The organism is Rhodococcus sp. SB1D, from assembly GCF_048573875.1.
Lineage (GTDB): Bacteria > Actinomycetota > Actinomycetes > Mycobacteriales > Mycobacteriaceae > Rhodococcus_F > Rhodococcus_F qingshengii.
In genome coordinates, this window is the sequence record NZ_JBMAIQ010000009.1 from 292,087 (window position 1) to 307,282 (window position 15,196).

Genomic DNA, 15,196 nt, shown 5'->3' on the forward strand with positions numbered 1-15,196 from the left:
GCGTATTTGTGCCTTCCAACAGTGGCACAATGCGAAGAGGAGTGACGAATGTCCGGGTAACAGTCGTATAAGAAGATGGAGACAATTGCGTGGGATCGCAGTCGCACCACCCCGAATCCGACGTGATTCGGCTGGCCTTCGGGCTGGCCGCGATCACGGCTGGTGCGGCGCGCAGAACCGCTGGTCTCGCACTTGATTCCGTGCAGCGGATCCCTGTCGTCGGTGACGCACTCGACGGCGCGATCACCCAGGTCACCACTCGCGGCACGGAAGCGATGCACTCGACCGTGGAGTTCGCCGACTCGACCTTGCGGACGGTGATCAAAGCTGTCGTCGACGCTGCTCTGTCCGAAGTCGACATCACCAAGATCGTCGTCGACCACGTGGACATCGACAAGATCGCCGAGAACATCGACGTGGACAAGATTGCCGAACGGGTCTCGCTCGAACCGATCATCGACCGGGTCGACGTGGACGAGATCGCAAGCCGCCTCGACGTCAAAGCGGTGATCGATCGCCTCGATCTCGACGGGATAGTCGACACGGTCGACCTCGAACGCCAGGTCAACCGCATCGACCTCGTCAAGATCGCCGACCAGGTCATCGAGGGCGTCGACCTGCCCCAGATGATCCGTGAATCGACCGGTTCACTCTCCACGGAAGCCGTGCACGGAGCTCGAGTGCAGGGCATGCAGGCGGACGACGCTGTCGCCGGCTTCGTCGGGCGACTCTTCGGCCGCGACAGCGCACCGTCATCAGATAAACCTTCACCAGAAAAACCGTCGACAGAGACCGATCCGAAGACGAACGCAGGCGAACGCTAGTGGCCCAGGAGAGTTCCGGCCCAGCCGGCATCGTCACCCGTGGACTCGCCGGACTGATCGACCTGGGCGTCGTCCTGCTCCTGATGGGTTCCGTGTACGTGGGCTTCGCCTTCGTCCGACTGCTCTTCTCGCCACAGAGTTTCACTTTCTCGGAACCGGGAATCTTCCTGTCCACGACGGCATTTCTCGGTGTCTCGGTGGCGTATCTGACCGCCTGCTGGGCGACCACCGGTCGGACCGTCGGGTCCCTCGTGATGGGGCTGCGGGTGATCACGTCCGGGCATCGCCTCGTGCGCTGGCCGTTGGCCTTCATCCGTGCGGTGCTCTGCGTGCTCTTCGCCTTCGGATTGCTGTGGTCGGCGGTCGATCGACGACGACGTTCGTTGCAGGACATCGTTCTGCGCACCGAGGTCGTCTACGACTGGCGTCAGGACCCGGATCTGGTGGCACCGCACGGAGGTGAGCACGCATGAGTGAACCGAACCGCCCGGACGAGCGCTTCACCCTTGCCAGCGAGCGCACCTTCCTCGCCTGGATGCGTAGCTCACTCGCCCTGCTGGCCGGAGGCATCGCCGTCGTCCAGTTGGTACCGGAATGGAGTACCGGGTGGGTTCGCACGACTCTCGGTCTGACCCTGATCGCACTCGCGGCGGCAGCCGCACTGGTAGGTATGCGACGCTGGCTACAGGTGAAGAAGGCGCTCGAGGACGGAGCGGCGATGCCGGAGCCGCACGCATTGTGGCTGTTTGCACTGGCACTGGCCGGGGTTGCCGTCGCAGCCGGCGTGGCAACGGTGGTCACCAGCCTCGCTCGCTGAGATACGCAGAGAAGTCCCAGCGGTGTCTGGATAGTCTGCAAAGAACGTGAAGCATGTCAGAGAAGTAAACGGAACAGACGACAAGGGAGTGCACTGTGGCGCAGGAACTCAAGCTCGGATACAAGGCATCGGCTGAGCAATTCGGCCCTCGCGAACTGGTAGAGCTGGCAGTTCTGGCAGAGCAGCACGGCATGGATTCCGTTGCGGTGAGCGATCATTTCCAGCCGTGGCGCCACAACGGTGGCCACGCACCGTTCTCGCTCGCCTGGATGACCGCCGTCGGTGAGCGCACCGAGCGCGTGCAGATCGGCACGTCCGTGATGACGCCGACGTTCCGCTACAACCCGGCAGTCATCGCTCAGGCGTTCGCGACGATGGGATGTCTCTACCCGGGACGCATCATGCTCGGCGTCGGCAGCGGTGAGGCTCTCAACGAGATCGCCACCGGCTTCCAGGGCGAGTGGCCCGAGTTCAAGGAACGCTTCGCGCGGCTGCGTGAGTCCGTGCGGTTGATGCGTGAGCTGTGGCTGGGCGATCGTGTCGACTTCGAAGGCGAGTACTTCACCACTCGGGGCGCGTCGATCTACGACGTTCCCGAGGGCGGCATTCCCGTGTACATCGCGGCCGGCGGACCCGTTGTCGCCCGGTACGCGGGACGTGCCGGTGACGGCTTCATCTGCACCTCCGGAAAAGGCATGGAGCTCTACACCGAGAAGCTGCTTCCAGCCGTTGCCGAGGGCGCAGCCAAGGCCGAGCGCGACGTCGCCGACATCGACAAGATGATCGAGATCAAGATCAGCTACGACACCGATCCGGAGGCTGCACTCGAGAACACCCGCTTCTGGGCTCCGCTGTCCCTGACGCCGGAGCAGAAGCACAGCATCGAGGATCCGATCGAAATGGAAGCCGCTGCCGACGCTCTGCCCATCGAGCAGGTGGCCAAGCGCTGGATCGTCGCTTCCGATCCGGACGACGCCGTCGAGCAGGTCAAGGCCTACGTCGATGCCGGTCTCAATCACCTGGTGTTCCACGCACCGGGCCATGATCAGCGCCGGTTCCTCGAACTGTTCGAGCGTGACCTCGCGCCTCGCTTGCGTGCTCTGGGCTGATCCTCGAGATCAACTGAACGGTGTCTGCCACTCGACGTGTGGCAGGCACCGTTCGTCTTTCTCGTAGCCGCCGGTTGTCGGCACGAGCGTGAGCGTGACCACGATCAGTGGCAAGGTGGGCGGCGGCCCACACTAGGCTGTTGGGCATGCCAGAAGCGCCCGCTGCCGTGTCGAGTGTCTACGTTGCCTCTCCTGAAGGTGACACCGGAAAATCCACCATCGCGCTTGGCGTGCTGCAGATGCTGTGCGCGACCGTCGCCCGGGTCGGTGTCTTCCGCCCGATCGCCCGCTCTACCGAGGAAACCGACTACATCCTCGAACTGCTGCTCGAGCACACCACCGCCGATCTCTCCTACGCCGACGCACTCGGCGTCACCTACGAGCAGGTTCACGCCGATCCTGAAGCCGCGCTGGCCGACATCGTCGCGAAGTACCACACCGTGGCCGAGCAGTGCGACGCCGTCGTCATCATCGGAAGTGACTACACCGACGTAGCAAGCCCGAGCGAGCTGAGCTTCAACGCCCGCATCGCCGTGAACCTCGGCGCGCCGGTTCTGCTGGCGGTTCGAGGCGCTCGGCGCAGTGTCGAGGAGGTCGCCCAGCTCGCGCATCTATGCGCCGCCGAGTTGGCCGCCAACCACGCTCATCTGCTCGCGGTCGTCGCCAATCGTTGCGATCCCGACAAGCTCGACGAGGTCACCGCAGCGCTGTCCGACATCGGTGTTCCGACGTGGAGCCTGCCGGAGATTCCGTTGCTCGTCTCGCCCACGATGGCCGAGTTGATGGAGGCCACCGGCGGCGAGTTGTATTCGGGTGACCCGGAACTGCTGCACCGCGAAGCGCTCAAGGTGATGGTGGGCGGCATGACCGCGGAGCACATCCTCGAGCGTCTGGTCGAGGGCATGGTCGTCATCGCACCGGGCGATCGCTCGGACGTACTGCTCGCATTGCTCAATGCACATGAGGCGGAAGGATTTCCGTCGCTCGCGGGCATCATCATGAACGGCGGAATCACACCGCACCCAGCCATCGCAGCGTTGATGGCCGGCCTCAAACAGCGTCTTCCGATCCTGACGACAACCCTCGGTACCTTCGACACCGCAAGCGCCGCAGCCCAAACCCGCGGACGCGTGGCAGTCGGTTCGCAGCGCAAGGTCGACACCGCGTTGAGCTTGATGGAACAGCGCGTCGACGCCGACGTCCTGATGGACCGACTGGCACTGCCGATCCCGTCCGTCGTGACCCCACAGATGTTCGAGTACAAGCTGATCGACCGCGCTCGACGCGATCGCAAGCACATCGTCCTGCCTGAGGGTGACGACGACCGGATCCTCCGCGCGGCCGGCCGGTTGCTGCAGCGCCAGGTTGCCGACCTGACGATCCTCGGTGACGAACCCAGTGTGCGTCGACGCGCCGCGGAACTCGGCGTCGACATCAGTGGCGCGCAGGTACTCGCACCCGCGCAGTCCGAGTACACCGAGCGCTTCGCACAGGAATACACCGCGCTGCGTGCGCACAAGGGCATGACCATCGAGCGGGCCCGCGAGGTGATCGCCGACATCTCGTACTTCGGAACGATGATGGTGCACTTGGGAATTGCCGACGGCATGGTGTCCGGCGCTGCACACACCACCGCTCACACGATTCGACCCTCGTTCGAGATCATCAAGACCGCCCCCGGTGTCTCGACGGTCTCGAGCATCTTCCTGATGTGCCTGGCCGACCGCGTTCTCTCCTACGGTGACTGCGCCGTGGTTCCGGACCCGACGTCGGAGCAGTTGGCGGACATCGCGATCTCGTCCGCACAGACGGCGTCGCAGTTCGGGATCGATCCGCGCATCGCGATGCTCTCGTACTCCACCGGGGATTCGGGCAGCGGAGCCGACGTCGACAAGGTTCGCACCGCGACCGCTTTGGTGCGCGAGCGTCGACCGGATCTGTTGGTGGAAGGGCCCATTCAGTACGACGCCGCCGTCGAGCAGAGTGTCGCCGACAAGAAGATGCCGGATTCGCTGGTGGCGGGCAAAGCAACGGTGTTCGTGTTCCCGGACCTGAACACCGGCAACAACACGTACAAGGCAGTGCAGCGTAGCGCCGGTGCTATCGCCGTCGGGCCGGTTCTGCAGGGACTGAACAAGCCGGTCAACGACCTCTCGCGTGGAGCGTTGGTCCAGGACATCGTCAACACCGTGGCTATCACGGCAATACAGGCACAGGGAGCGCAAGCGTGAGCGACGGCACCGTACTGGTCATCAATTCCGGCTCGTCATCCATCAAATTTCAACTCGTGCATCCGGATACGGCGGAATCGGTGGCACACGGTCTCATCGAGCGCATCGGTGAGCCCGACGGCCACATCGTCTACAACCACCGCACCGGAGTCGAAGACCGGAGCCTTCCGATCGCCGATCACCGCGCAGGTCTGAAGATGGTGCTCGACATCGTCGCCGAGGTCGGGCGGCCGCTGAGTGAGGCCGGAATCATCGCAGTCGGTCACCGAGTCGTGCACGGTGGTGACATCTTCTATTCGCCGACTCTCATCGACGACGGCGTCGTGAAAGCCATCGCGGATTTGTCGAACCTTGCGCCGCTGCACAATCCGGCCAACGTGATCGGTATCGAGGTGGCGCGCGAGGAACTGCCCGACGTTCCGCACGTCGCAGTGTTCGACACTGCCTTCTTTCACACACTGCCCGCGGCGGCGTCCACCTATGCGATCGATCGGGATGTGGCCAAGGCCAACCAGATTCGCCGGTACGGCTTCCACGGGACCTCACACGAATACGTGTCTGGACGGGTCGCGGAGTTCCTCGGCAAGGATCCCGCCGAGCTGAATCAGATAGTCCTGCACCTCGGAAACGGCGCTTCGGCCTCGGCAATCAAGGGCGGCAAGGCCATCGACACCACGATGGGCCTCACCCCGCTCGAGGGTCTTGTCATGGGCACCCGCAGCGGCGACATCGATCCAGGCATCATCTTGCACCTCAACCGCAACTCTGGAATGAAGGTCGACGAGATCGACGACCTCCTCAACCGGCGCTCCGGTTTGAAGGGACTGTCGGGAGTCAACGATTTCCGTGCCTTGCTCGCACTGATCGAGGGCGGCGACCAAGACGCACAACTTGCGTACGACGTTTACGTACACATGCTCCGTAAGTACATCGGCGCCTTCATCGTTCAACTCGGTGGCGTCGACGTCATCACCTTCACCGGCGGTGTTGGCGAGAACAACATCGACGTACGACGCGACAGCCTGGCCGGGCTTTCCCGTCTCGGTATCGAGGTCGATCCGGCTCTCAACGAGGCGAAGAGTCGCGACGAGCGTCGTATCTCCGCATCCTCGTCGGCGGTCGAGGTGCTGGTGGTCCCCACCAACGAGGAGTTGGCGATCGCCCGCGCGGCGAAGGCTTTGGTGGCCGCACTGTAGGTTTCTGCAGCACTGTAAACCTCGGGGCGTCCGTCAGAAATTGCTGCGCGGACGCACCGCATTCGCCCGGTCCACGAGGGCGTAGCGGTGCGTGCGGGAGGTCGTGGCGCGAGCGAGGGCGCGAAGGCAGGCTTCGGTTCCGGTGCGCAGACCTTGCTCGGTGAAGGGCAGGTCGAGGATGGGTTCGAGTTCGGTGTGCGAGCGATTGCCGTAGCGAATCCAATCGAGTGCCGTGCCCAACACCAGGGTTCGCATCTGCAGGCTTCGGCTCTCTTCAGCAGGTAGCGCCCGAACACGACGGGCGGCTTCCCGCAGAGTCGATTCGTCGAGTTCGGCGATCGGAACGCCGGACAGCATCGTCAGAGCGCTGGACATCCGTGCGACGTTGTAGTGCCGGGAAGACGTGGGTACTTCGTCGAGGGCGGCGATGGCTGCCTTCTTGTTGCCGTGATCGGCGAGTTGTCGGGCGAGCCCGAATGCTGCGCTCACGTAGTTTCGTTCGGTCCGCCAGACGGTGCGGTAGTACTTCTCGGAGAAGCGGCACCATTGGTCCGGGTCGTCGCTCTCCCAGTGCTGGAGAATCAGTTCTGCCGTCGCTGCCAACGCCAGCTTGGGGGCAGCCTCGCCGGGCAGTGCGGTGAGAACTGCCTCGAAGTGACTGAAAGCGGGCTCGAATCGGTCCAGTTGTAACGCCGCAAGTCCTCGATACCACTCGATCTTCCAGTGGTCCCCGATGTTCTGCTGGAGTTCGCCCAGAACTGTCAGTGCGGTTTCCGGATCACCGAGATCGAGATGAGCCTTGGCCTCGGCCAGTCGAACTTCGCCCGAGACGGCGGCCGCGGGTGTGCCCGACGTTCGGTCGATTCCGTTCTCGCGGGCATGCTTGAGAGCATCGAGAGTCTGAGACGGTTCGCTGTGCACCGCCGCTGCCAGCAACGGCGCGCTGGGATCGGTGGGGTCGACCAACGGAATGGGAAGTGCGTGCGCAACTTCGCGCGGATCGAGAGCGGCGTCGTGGCTGACACCGTCCACGTACACATCGGTTTGCCCGACCAATTCATCGGTGCCGAAAGACGTTCGCTGCCTGCTGAACACGAGCGAGAGTCCGGGATTCTCCTGCCCGGTCTGCTCGGCGAGGATTTCTCGCAGAACGCCGGTGAGTTGTCCCGCGATTTCCTCGGCGGACTGGAATCGCTTCTTCGGATCCGGGTCGGTGGCGCGTAGCAGTAGACGGTGAAAGAACTCGTGGTCGCGCAATAGTGGCTCGTCCTCCGGTTCGGGAAGGCCGTCGAGGTACCGTCCGTGCTTCGAGGGCATGTCGAGGGTGAGAACCGCGAGTGTTCTTCCGACGGTGAAGATGTCGGAGGCGATGGTCGGACCGGTCTCGATGATCTCGGGTGCTTGATAGCCGGCGGTACCGTACAGGTACCCGTAGTCTTCGATTCCGGACACGGCGCCGAGATCGATCAGCTTCAACTGATCCTCGGTGACCATCACGTTCTCGGGTTTGAGGTCGTTGTAGGCCAGGCCGGTGGAATGCAGATAGCTCAGCGCCGGAAGGATTTCCAGTACATAGCCGATTGCCTGCTCGATCGGCATGTGCTTGCCGTCCGGGAATTCGGCCAGCACCTCGCGCAATGATCGCCCACCCACGTACTCCATGACGATGTACCCCATGGGTGTGCCGTCCGGGCGCGGATGCTCGACGAAGTTGAAGATCTTGACGATGCTGGGGTTGGCGACCTCGGCGAGGAACTGACGCTCGGCCACCGCAACGGCTTGCGCTTCGGAATCACCGAAATGCAAGAGCCCCTTGAGAACTACCCACCTGTCGCTGACATTGCGATCGATCGCGAGGTAGATCCATCCCAGGCCGCCGTGCGCGATGGGCCCTTGAACCTCGTACTGACCGGACACCAATTCGCCCTCTTCGAGGAGTGGACGGAAGTCGAAAGTGGAACCGCACTTGGGGCAGGTGCCGTGCTGAGTTGCCTTGGTGCTTGCGCTCTTACGACCGACTGGTTCGTTGCATTTCCAACAGAACCGTTTCCGCTCGGGGACGGTCGGGTCACTCATCACCGCAGATGCGGGGTCGATCTGCGGGACGGGGGGAACCTCGACCAGGCCGCCGCCGAGGCGCAGCTTTCGTCCCGACCGGCTGCGGCGGGATCGAGTGGAGCGGCCGGTCGGGGAGGAGGATGCGGACGGCGTGGTTCCTCGTATCTGGGCCGAGGTCGGTTCGAGACGCTCGTAGGCGCCCGTGGCTTCGGGCTCGGGCCGCTCGTAGGCGCCGGTGGCTTCGGGTTCGGGACGCATGGAAGCCTGCGTGGCGTCGGGCTCGGGGCCGGTTTCTTCGGTCATGTCAGCCTCAATCCCGGTAGACGGCCGGCGGGGGACCGGGCGAAGGACCGAGGACGCTGAGCCAGCGGTCGTAGATACGGTTCCAGGTCCCGTCGCTCCGGATCCGATCCAGGGTTCCGTTGACGAATCGGACCAAGTCGGGGTTGTCCTTGTTCACTCCGATTCCGTACGGTTCGACGCCCAGTGAGCCACCGACCATCATCAGATACGGGTCTTGCGAGGCGAGGCCCGCGAGGATCGTGTCGTCGGTGCTGATCGCGTCCACCTGCCCCTGCTGGAGGACGACGAGGCAGTCGGACCACATCGGGACGGTGACGACGGTGGCTTCGGGTTGGAGTTGCTGGATTCGAGTCGCCGAGGTCGTTCCCCGGGCAGCGCAGACCCGCTTGCCTGCGAGGTCGTCGATGCCGCGGACGGATGACCCCTGCAAGACCTGAATTCGTTGTTCAGCGGAGAAGTACTGCGTCGAGAAGTCGACCTTCTCGCGCCGCTCGCACGTGATGGTCATAGTCTTGACGACCACGTCGACCATCGATTCCTGGAGTGCGGCGATCCGATCGTCCGACGTCAGGATTCGGTACTCGATCTTCTCCGGGTCACCGAGCAGATCTCGGGCGATTTCGCGGGCGATGTCCACGTCGAAACCCTCGAGGCGCCCGGTGGCCGGATCGCGAAAGCTCATGAGGTTGGAACCGGTGTCCAGGCCCACGATCAGCCGCCCGCGGGCGCGGATGGCGTCGAGGCTCGGCGTGGGTGGCTGCGGAGATGCGTCTGCGGGGGTGGGCCGCAGGCTCGCGGTGAGGTTGGTGCACGACGCGGTAGTCGTCGGTGTCGGGCTGGGAGCGATGGTGGCCTCGGCCGGCAGCGGCGGTTCCGTGTACGACGTGGCGCCTGCGTTGTCCAAGTCTTCGGCTCGATCCGCACCGCAACCGGCGAGCATCAGCATGGCCGCTGCCAGAACCGCGACACATACGGCCGGGCTCTTCCTCCGCATCACCGGTACTCCCGTCACTGATACTCCCGCAGTCGAGGCCAGAATCCGATGAAGATTCCGGCAACTCCGAGAACTGCCAATACAGACATGCCCGGTGCAGAGGCAGCCAACACCCGGGAGGCGTACGAGACGTCGGACCGAAGATTCGTGCGCGAATCCACGATTCCCTGCCAGAGTTCGTGATCGAGCTTTCCGTACTCCGCGGCCGAATCCTGTTCTCCGGCGCCGATGGTGATGGCTGCGGCGGACGTGAAGTCGCCGTTTCCGAGACGGTCGTACATGCGCGTGTGCGCAGCCACCCACTGCTGGCGCGAGTCGAGTGCGGCGGTCAGCACTTCGCTGTTCACTCGGGCGCGTTCGTCGCTTTGCAGGCCCTCGAGGATGTCCCGCAGAGCATCGACCTTGCGGGTGAACGTCACGTTGTCCTCGGCGGTCGAATCCCGCCTCGCCAGCGTGAGGGTTTCCACGGTGCGTGCTTGCTGCGCCATGATTCGTGCCTCGGTCAGTTCGTGCAGTGGCTCGGCCCCGGCGTCGAGCGCGCGCCCGGTGGCCAGTGCGGAGACCAGTCCGACCGTGAGCAGCCACAGCAGAGCTGCAGCGACCGCGAGCGAGGCAAGGATCAACCCGAGATTGAAGCGTCGGCGACTCTTGCGGGAGAAGTACATCTGTGTCGCCACCAGCGCGCACAGCACGAAGACGAACGCCACGATCGGCCACCACGGTGGAGTCTCGAAATCGCGCTGTACTTGTGAGACCAGCGTCTCCTGCGAGGCGTGCAGTTGCTGGGCCATCGGCAGCAGCGAGGTCTGCATCAACTGCGAGGCCTCGCTCAAATATGCTGCCCCGACCGGGTTTCCGACGCGATTGTTCGCCCGTGCAGTTTCGACCAGCCCGGTGTAGACGGAGAGGTCGGTCGAGATGGTGGTCAACGCGCTGTGACCGGCAAGATCGGTCGAGTCGAGACCGGCCGACGCCTGGACGATCTCCGCAGAGGCCTCACCGATCGACTGCGTGTATCGGTCGCGGACTTCGGCGGGTTCGAGGCCGCCGGAGATGAAGGCGGTGGCCGCGGCGGCGTCTGCCAAGGACAACGCACTGTAGAGATTCTGGGCCGAGTTGGCGAGAGGCTCGGTTTCGACGAGGAGGAGGTCGAGGTTCGCCTGGCGGTTCTCGATCGCTGCGGTGGCGAGGAGTCCGGCGATCAAAGTGATCGCGATCAGGATCAGTCCGACGACGGTCAACCGGCCAGGCGTCGAGGACATGAAGGCCTGCAGTTCGCGCCGCAGAAGTGCCTGCTCGTCCTCCGCCGACACTGATGTGGCCTCGGAGGGCGGCAGCGACCGGGGTTCGATGGACGGGACGACACGGTCGACCATCGAGCACCTCACTTCGCTGTAGGCGGGCTACCGAGAAATGATGCCGCCGAGAAATGATTCAGGGCATCTTCGCGAGCATATAAGCATCACCTACACCTGGAGCAGTTTGAAACGGTTAGTGTGGGACAACGGCGAGAGCGGGCGGAGCGAGGTAGTCGATGCGTGGTGACGGTGACGGTTGGTCCATCGGATCGGACGGTACTCGGCATTGGGGTAAACACGGAGCTGCAGGACTGCTTCTGCGTGCCCCCGATTCGGACGGATCACCCATGGTCTTGCTGCAGCATCGTGCGGCGTGGAGCCATCAGGGCGGAACGTGGGCACTGCCCGGCGGTGCGCGGGACTCACACGAGAGCACGACGCACGCTGCCGTCCGGGAAGCACACGAAGAAGCAGGTATCGCCGAGGACGCCGTCCGTGTTCGCGGGGAAGTAGTGACGATGCGCGCCGAGAGCGGGTGGACTTACACCACCGTCGTGGCTGACGCGGCGCATCCACTGTCGACGGTTGCCAATGGTGAGAGCACCGAGTTGCGGTGGGTACGCGAAGCCGACGTCGACTCACTGCCGCTGCATCCGGGCTTCGGTTCCTCATGGCCCGACCTCCGGACCGAGCCTGTTGTGGCCGTGGACGGCGATCCGCACACCGTCGTGCTCGAGGACGGCGGATTCGGATGGTTGTCGGGTAGTTCCCACCAAGGCAGTTCCCACCAAGGCAGTGAGCAGTCAGGCAGTGACCAGAACTTGTCCGAGGCGTCGAGTACGCAGTCGTAGCACTCGAGTCTTCACAGTTCATACACAGCAGAAGGGCCGGACTCCGCGGGAGTCCGGCCCTTCGGTGTTTCGGTCGTCGACCGAAACGAGGCTCAGCTGAGCGAGTTCAGCGCCGTGATGAAGCTGACCGCGGTGATACCGAGCTTGAGCAGCTCGCTGATCTTGCCGAGGTTCAGGTCTTCGAGCGATTCGGTGCTGAGCGAGCCGGTGTCGAGGGATCCCATTTAGTGCTCCTAGGTTCAGTTAGTAACTGGAGGTAAACTACAACAAACCGAATGGGATGTGACACGCAATCGAAGCAACTGTGAGCAAGATCACTTAATCCGACTTTTCGGACATCCAATCGCACCTAGGAACTGGGAGTTTGTTGTCTGATCGGACAACTTCCGTTCACAATTCGAGTCAGGCGTGCTGACCCGTAACTGTGCGGAAATCGCCCGGCAAACACTTGACGAACGCCAGTTACCGGCTTTCAGCGCCCAGCGACGGCTGCGGCGAGGCGTTGCGCGGCCGCCTGGGGATCCGATGCTTGCGTGATTGCACGCACGACGACGATGCGCGTGGCGCCGGCATCGAGCAGCTCTGGCAGACGTTCTTCGTCGATGCCGCCGATCGCAAACCAGGGCCGCGGCGGTGCGGCGTCGGCGGTCGATCGAACCAGTTCCAAACCGGACGCACTTCGATTCGGTTTGGTCGGTGTCGCCCAGACCGGCCCGGTACAGAAGTAGTCGACGCCCTCCTCGATGGCGGCCAGACTCGCCTGCGCGCGACTGCTCGTCGAACGGCCGATGACGACGTCTTCACCGACAACAGTTCGCGCGTAGGGGACGGGAATGTCGTTCTGGCCGAGGTGGAGGATGTCGGCGCCGGAAGCCATCGCGAGATCCGCGCGATCGTTGACGGCCAACAATGCGCCGTGGCGTCGCGCTGCGGTCGCGAGAATGCCCAGCGCTACCAGTTCGTCCTTGGCCTCGAGCGGGCCGAACTCGCGCTCACCGGCAGAGCCTTTGTCACGCAATTGGATGATGTCGACTCCGCCGGACAATGCTGCCTCGGCGAACTGCGCGAGGTCGCCTTTCTCGCGGCGCGCGTCGGTGCACAGGTACAGCCGTGCTGCTGCCAGGCGCTCGCGCCGGTCGATGTCGTTACTGGGATGTGTGGGGTGCACGGAGCAAACGGTAGCCTCTAGGGAGCAAGGTTCGACACGGGAGTCCTGAAACGTCGTCGTCACTTTTTGTCGTGACTGCGAGGTTCGTTGGGCTGAGAGGGGATCGCGACCAGATCCCGACCGTCAGACCTGACCCGGATCATGCCGGCGCAGGAAGTGGAGGTGGAGTTTCGTGAGTACACACGCTCGTACGGTGTCGGTTGTCGGCGGCGGTGTCATCGGTCTCGCTATCGCGTGGCGAGCAGCCCGCGACGGGTGGGCCGTTCGGTTGTACGACCCGTCCATTGGATCAGGTGCTTCGTGGGTGGCGGGCGGAATGCTTGCCCCGCTTTCCGAAGGCTGGCCGGGTGAAGAAACCGCGTTGACGGTTGGTGCAGCGTCCCTGGAACGGTGGCCGACGTTCGGTGAGGAGCTCGGAAAATTCGGGCAATCGGTCTTCACCGCGGACAGCTCGCTGACGGTTGCACTCGACGCTGCCGACGCGCAGGACCTGCAGACCATCGCCGAGTGGGTGAGCTCGCAGGGGCACGAACTCGAAGTTCTCGGTCGCGCGCGCATCCGTGAACTCGAACCGATGCTGGGCCGGGGCATCCGGTCGGGGTTGATGGCTGTTGGTGAGTCCGCCGTCGACAACAGACTTCTGCTGGCGGCGTTGCAGAAGGCCTGTGCGGAATCCGGCGTCGAATTGATCGCGCGGGCCGTCGACGACCTCGCCGAACTCGATACCGATCAGATAGTGCTCACCGCCGGTATCGCGTCACCCAAGCTGTGGCCCGGGCTACCGGTACGCCCGGTCAAGGGCGAAATCCTTCGCTTGCGCAGTAGGCCTGGAGTCACCCCGGCGCCCAGCCGTACCATCCGTGGAAGCGTCCACGGGCGGCCCGCCTACCTCGTCCCGCGCGGTGACGGAATCGTCGTCGGCGCAACACAATACGAGTCTGGTGAGGATACACAGGTCACGATGGCCGGAGTACGGGACCTGATCAACGACGCCGAGGCACTGATGCCGGCGATCGGCGAATACGAACTGTACGAGTGCGCGGCAGGTCTGCGTCCCATGACGCCGGACAACCTGCCGTTGATCGGGCGCGTGTCCGATCGTGTTGTCGTCTCCACCGGGCACGGCCGCAACGGGGTCCTGCTGACGCCCGTCACCGCCGATGCGACGGTCGCGTTGCTGAACGGCACATCTTTGGTCGAGGTAAAAGGAACCGAACCCGAGCGGTTCGCAGTAGCTAAGGAAAATTCATGAGTGACCAGGTCCCGATCGGGATCACCGTCAACGGCGAAGATCTCGAGTTCGATCGAGCAGTCACGGTGACCGAACTTCTGACGCACCTCGAGTTGCCGAGCAAAGGCATCGCCGTCGCCGTCGACGGTGCGCTCTTTCCTCGCGGGCGTTGGGACGAATCCGTCGGACGTGGTTGGGAAATCGAGATCCTCACGGCGGTGCAGGGTGGCTGAGCAGGACCTTCTCACTATCGCGGGCCGCAGTTTCGGTTCCCGGCTCATCACGGGGACAGGCGGCGCCGCCAACCTTGCGGTGCTCGAGGAAGCGCTTGTCGCCTCCGGTACCGAACTGACCACCGTCGCGATGCGGCGAGTCGACGCGGCCGGCGGCACCGGCGTTCTGGACCTGCTTCGTCGCCTCGGAATCGAACCGTTGCCGAACACCGCCGGGTGTCGAGGCGCCGCCGAAGCGGTCCTGACGGCGCAGTTGGCACGCGAAGCGCTCGAGACGAACTGGGTCAAACTCGAAGTCATCGCCGACGAGCGGACTCTGCTGCCCGACGCAATCGAACTCGTCTCCGCCGCAGAACAATTGGTGGACGACGGATTCACCGTCCTGCCGTACACGACGGACGATCCGGTGCTGGCGCTTCGCCTCGAAGAGGTCGGCTGCGCGGCAGTCATGCCGCTCGGTTCACCCATCGGGACAGGGCTGGGTATCGCGAATCCGCACAACATCGAGATGATCGTCGAGCGCGCCGGTGTGCCCGTCATCCTCGACGCCGGAATCGGAACGGCCAGCGACGCCACCCTTGCCATGGAGTTGGGCTGCGACGCCGTCCTGCTTGCGACAGCGGTGACGCGGGCCAAGAATCCCGCGTTGATGGCGTCGGCGATGCGGCACGCAGTGGTAGCAGGTTTCGAAGCGCGTCACGCCGGCCGGATTCCCAAGCGGTTCTGGGCCCAAGCATCGTCCTGACGGACCATTTCCGGGTGTTTTCTCAGGGTTATGCCCGGATTGTCCGGCTTCGTGTCCTACCTGAGTACCACTCGGAACTAGACCTGTGGCCGATGTGCTGGTCATTGCCGGTAGGGCAAAGTTCTCCTCATGATTGAA

15 protein-coding genes and 1 riboswitch are annotated in these 15,196 nt (G+C 63.9%); of the genes, 10 read left to right on the forward strand and 5 right to left on the reverse strand.

Translation table 11 applies throughout. The features are described 5' to 3' along the window. Positions 1–89 precede the first annotated feature (89 nt). The 6 genes from ACN50D_RS21175 (at position 90) to ACN50D_RS21200 (ending at position 6,177) form a co-directional block, all read left to right on the forward strand. Positions 90–824 (forward strand): hypothetical protein, encoded by a 735-nt coding sequence (locus ACN50D_RS21175; RefSeq protein ID WP_054827564.1) that lies wholly within the window; start codon positions 90–92, stop codon positions 822–824. Continuing rightward, positions 824–1,297, forward strand: coding sequence for an RDD family protein (locus tag ACN50D_RS21180; RefSeq protein WP_003944375.1), 474 nt, complete (start codon positions 824–826; stop codon positions 1,295–1,297). The genes ACN50D_RS21175 and ACN50D_RS21180 overlap by 1 nt, the downstream gene beginning before the upstream one ends. Continuing rightward, positions 1,294–1,641, forward strand: coding sequence for a YidH family protein (locus ACN50D_RS21185; protein WP_003944317.1), 348 nt, complete (start codon positions 1,294–1,296; stop codon positions 1,639–1,641). The genes ACN50D_RS21180 and ACN50D_RS21185 overlap by 4 nt, the downstream gene beginning before the upstream one ends. A 95-nt stretch (positions 1,642–1,736) precedes the next feature. Further along, entirely contained in the window at positions 1,737–2,750 is a 1,014-nt protein-coding gene (fgd, locus tag ACN50D_RS21190) for a glucose-6-phosphate dehydrogenase (coenzyme-F420) (protein WP_003944371.1), read from the forward strand. Between the two features lie 146 nt (positions 2,751–2,896). Beyond that, positions 2,897–4,981, forward strand: coding sequence for a phosphate acetyltransferase (gene pta / locus ACN50D_RS21195; RefSeq protein WP_042452123.1), 2,085 nt, complete (start codon positions 2,897–2,899; stop codon positions 4,979–4,981). Next, positions 4,978–6,177, forward strand: a complete 1,200-nt coding sequence (locus ACN50D_RS21200; protein ID WP_007726849.1) for an acetate kinase — start codon at positions 4,978–4,980, stop codon at positions 6,175–6,177. Before pta ends, ACN50D_RS21200 begins: the two co-directional genes overlap by 4 nt. 33 nt (positions 6,178–6,210) lie before the next feature. Here the strand turns inward: ACN50D_RS21200 and ACN50D_RS21205 are convergent, their stop codons facing one another. From ACN50D_RS21205 to ACN50D_RS21215, 3 genes are read right to left on the reverse strand one after another with little or no spacing between them, the layout of a single operon-like run. Further along, the gene (locus ACN50D_RS21205) at positions 6,211–8,538 is read right to left on the reverse strand and encodes a serine/threonine-protein kinase (RefSeq protein ID WP_212633987.1); all 2,328 of its coding nucleotides are present in this window, start codon (positions 8,536–8,538) and stop codon (positions 6,211–6,213) included. A gap of 7 nt (positions 8,539–8,545) precedes the next feature. Beyond that, a complete protein-coding gene (locus tag ACN50D_RS21210) occupies positions 8,546–9,532 on the reverse strand; it encodes a glutamate ABC transporter substrate-binding protein (RefSeq protein WP_042925914.1) in 987 nt (328 codons plus the stop codon). A 14-nt stretch (positions 9,533–9,546) separates the two neighbouring features. Then, on the reverse strand, positions 9,547–10,908 hold the full coding sequence (locus ACN50D_RS21215) for a hypothetical protein (protein WP_042452116.1): 1,362 nt from the start codon (positions 10,906–10,908) through the stop codon (positions 9,547–9,549). Between the two features lie 158 nt (positions 10,909–11,066). On the opposite strand from ACN50D_RS21215, the gene ACN50D_RS21220 reads away from it, so the two are divergent. After that, on the forward strand, positions 11,067–11,681 hold the full coding sequence (locus ACN50D_RS21220; RefSeq protein WP_063314811.1) for an NUDIX hydrolase: 615 nt from the start codon (positions 11,067–11,069) through the stop codon (positions 11,679–11,681). A gap of 92 nt (positions 11,682–11,773) precedes the next feature. Here ACN50D_RS21220 and ACN50D_RS21225 read toward each other — a convergent pair whose 3' ends face one another. Beyond that, positions 11,774–11,905 carry a hypothetical protein gene (locus ACN50D_RS21225; protein WP_003944354.1) on the reverse strand — a complete coding sequence of 44 codons (132 nt, stop codon included), beginning with the start codon at positions 11,903–11,905 and terminating at the stop codon, positions 11,774–11,776. Between the two features lie 248 nt (positions 11,906–12,153). Further along, positions 12,154–12,849, reverse strand: coding sequence for a thiamine phosphate synthase (thiE, locus tag ACN50D_RS21230; protein ID WP_003944422.1), 696 nt, complete (start codon positions 12,847–12,849; stop codon positions 12,154–12,156). A gap of 26 nt (positions 12,850–12,875) precedes the next feature. Continuing rightward, positions 12,876–13,022, forward strand: a riboswitch (TPP riboswitch). On the opposite strand from thiE, the gene thiO reads away from it, so the two are divergent. The 3 genes from thiO to ACN50D_RS21245 all read left to right on the forward strand — a co-directional run bounded on the left by thiO (position 13,022) and on the right by ACN50D_RS21245 (position 15,058). Next, positions 13,022–14,101, forward strand: coding sequence for a glycine oxidase ThiO (gene thiO, locus ACN50D_RS21235; protein WP_064114312.1), 1,080 nt, complete (start codon positions 13,022–13,024; stop codon positions 14,099–14,101). It overlaps the preceding riboswitch by 1 nt. Continuing rightward, the gene (gene thiS / locus ACN50D_RS21240; RefSeq protein ID WP_212633988.1) at positions 14,098–14,313 is read left to right on the forward strand and encodes a sulfur carrier protein ThiS; all 216 of its coding nucleotides are present in this window, start codon (positions 14,098–14,100) and stop codon (positions 14,311–14,313) included. The genes thiO and thiS overlap by 4 nt, the downstream gene beginning before the upstream one ends. After that, on the forward strand, positions 14,306–15,058 hold the full coding sequence (locus ACN50D_RS21245) for a thiazole synthase (protein WP_007726857.1): 753 nt from the start codon (positions 14,306–14,308) through the stop codon (positions 15,056–15,058). The genes thiS and ACN50D_RS21245 overlap by 8 nt, the downstream gene beginning before the upstream one ends. Positions 15,059–15,196 lie beyond the last annotated feature (138 nt).

Excerpts from the sequence above, each read along its gene's own strand:
- ACN50D_RS21205 (WP_212633987.1), bottom strand. The coding sequence starts at position 8,538 with ATGACCGAAGAAACCGGCCCCGAGCCCGACGCCACGCAGGCTTCCATG.
- ACN50D_RS21210 (WP_042925914.1), bottom strand. The coding sequence starts at position 9,532 with ATGCGGAGGAAGAGCCCGGCCGTATGTGTCGCGGTTCTGGCAGCGGCC.
- ACN50D_RS21220 (WP_063314811.1), top strand. The coding sequence starts at position 11,067 with ATGCGTGGTGACGGTGACGGTTGGTCCATCGGATCGGACGGTACTCGG.
- pta (WP_042452123.1), top strand. The coding sequence starts at position 2,897 with ATGCCAGAAGCGCCCGCTGCCGTGTCGAGTGTCTACGTTGCCTCTCCT.
- thiS (WP_212633988.1), top strand. The coding sequence starts at position 14,098 with ATGAGTGACCAGGTCCCGATCGGGATCACCGTCAACGGCGAAGATCTC.
- ACN50D_RS21185 (WP_003944317.1), top strand. The coding sequence starts at position 1,294 with ATGAGTGAACCGAACCGCCCGGACGAGCGCTTCACCCTTGCCAGCGAG.
- ACN50D_RS21215 (WP_042452116.1), bottom strand. The coding sequence starts at position 10,908 with ATGGTCGACCGTGTCGTCCCGTCCATCGAACCCCGGTCGCTGCCGCCC.
- ACN50D_RS21225 (WP_003944354.1), bottom strand. The coding sequence starts at position 11,905 with ATGGGATCCCTCGACACCGGCTCGCTCAGCACCGAATCGCTCGAAGAC.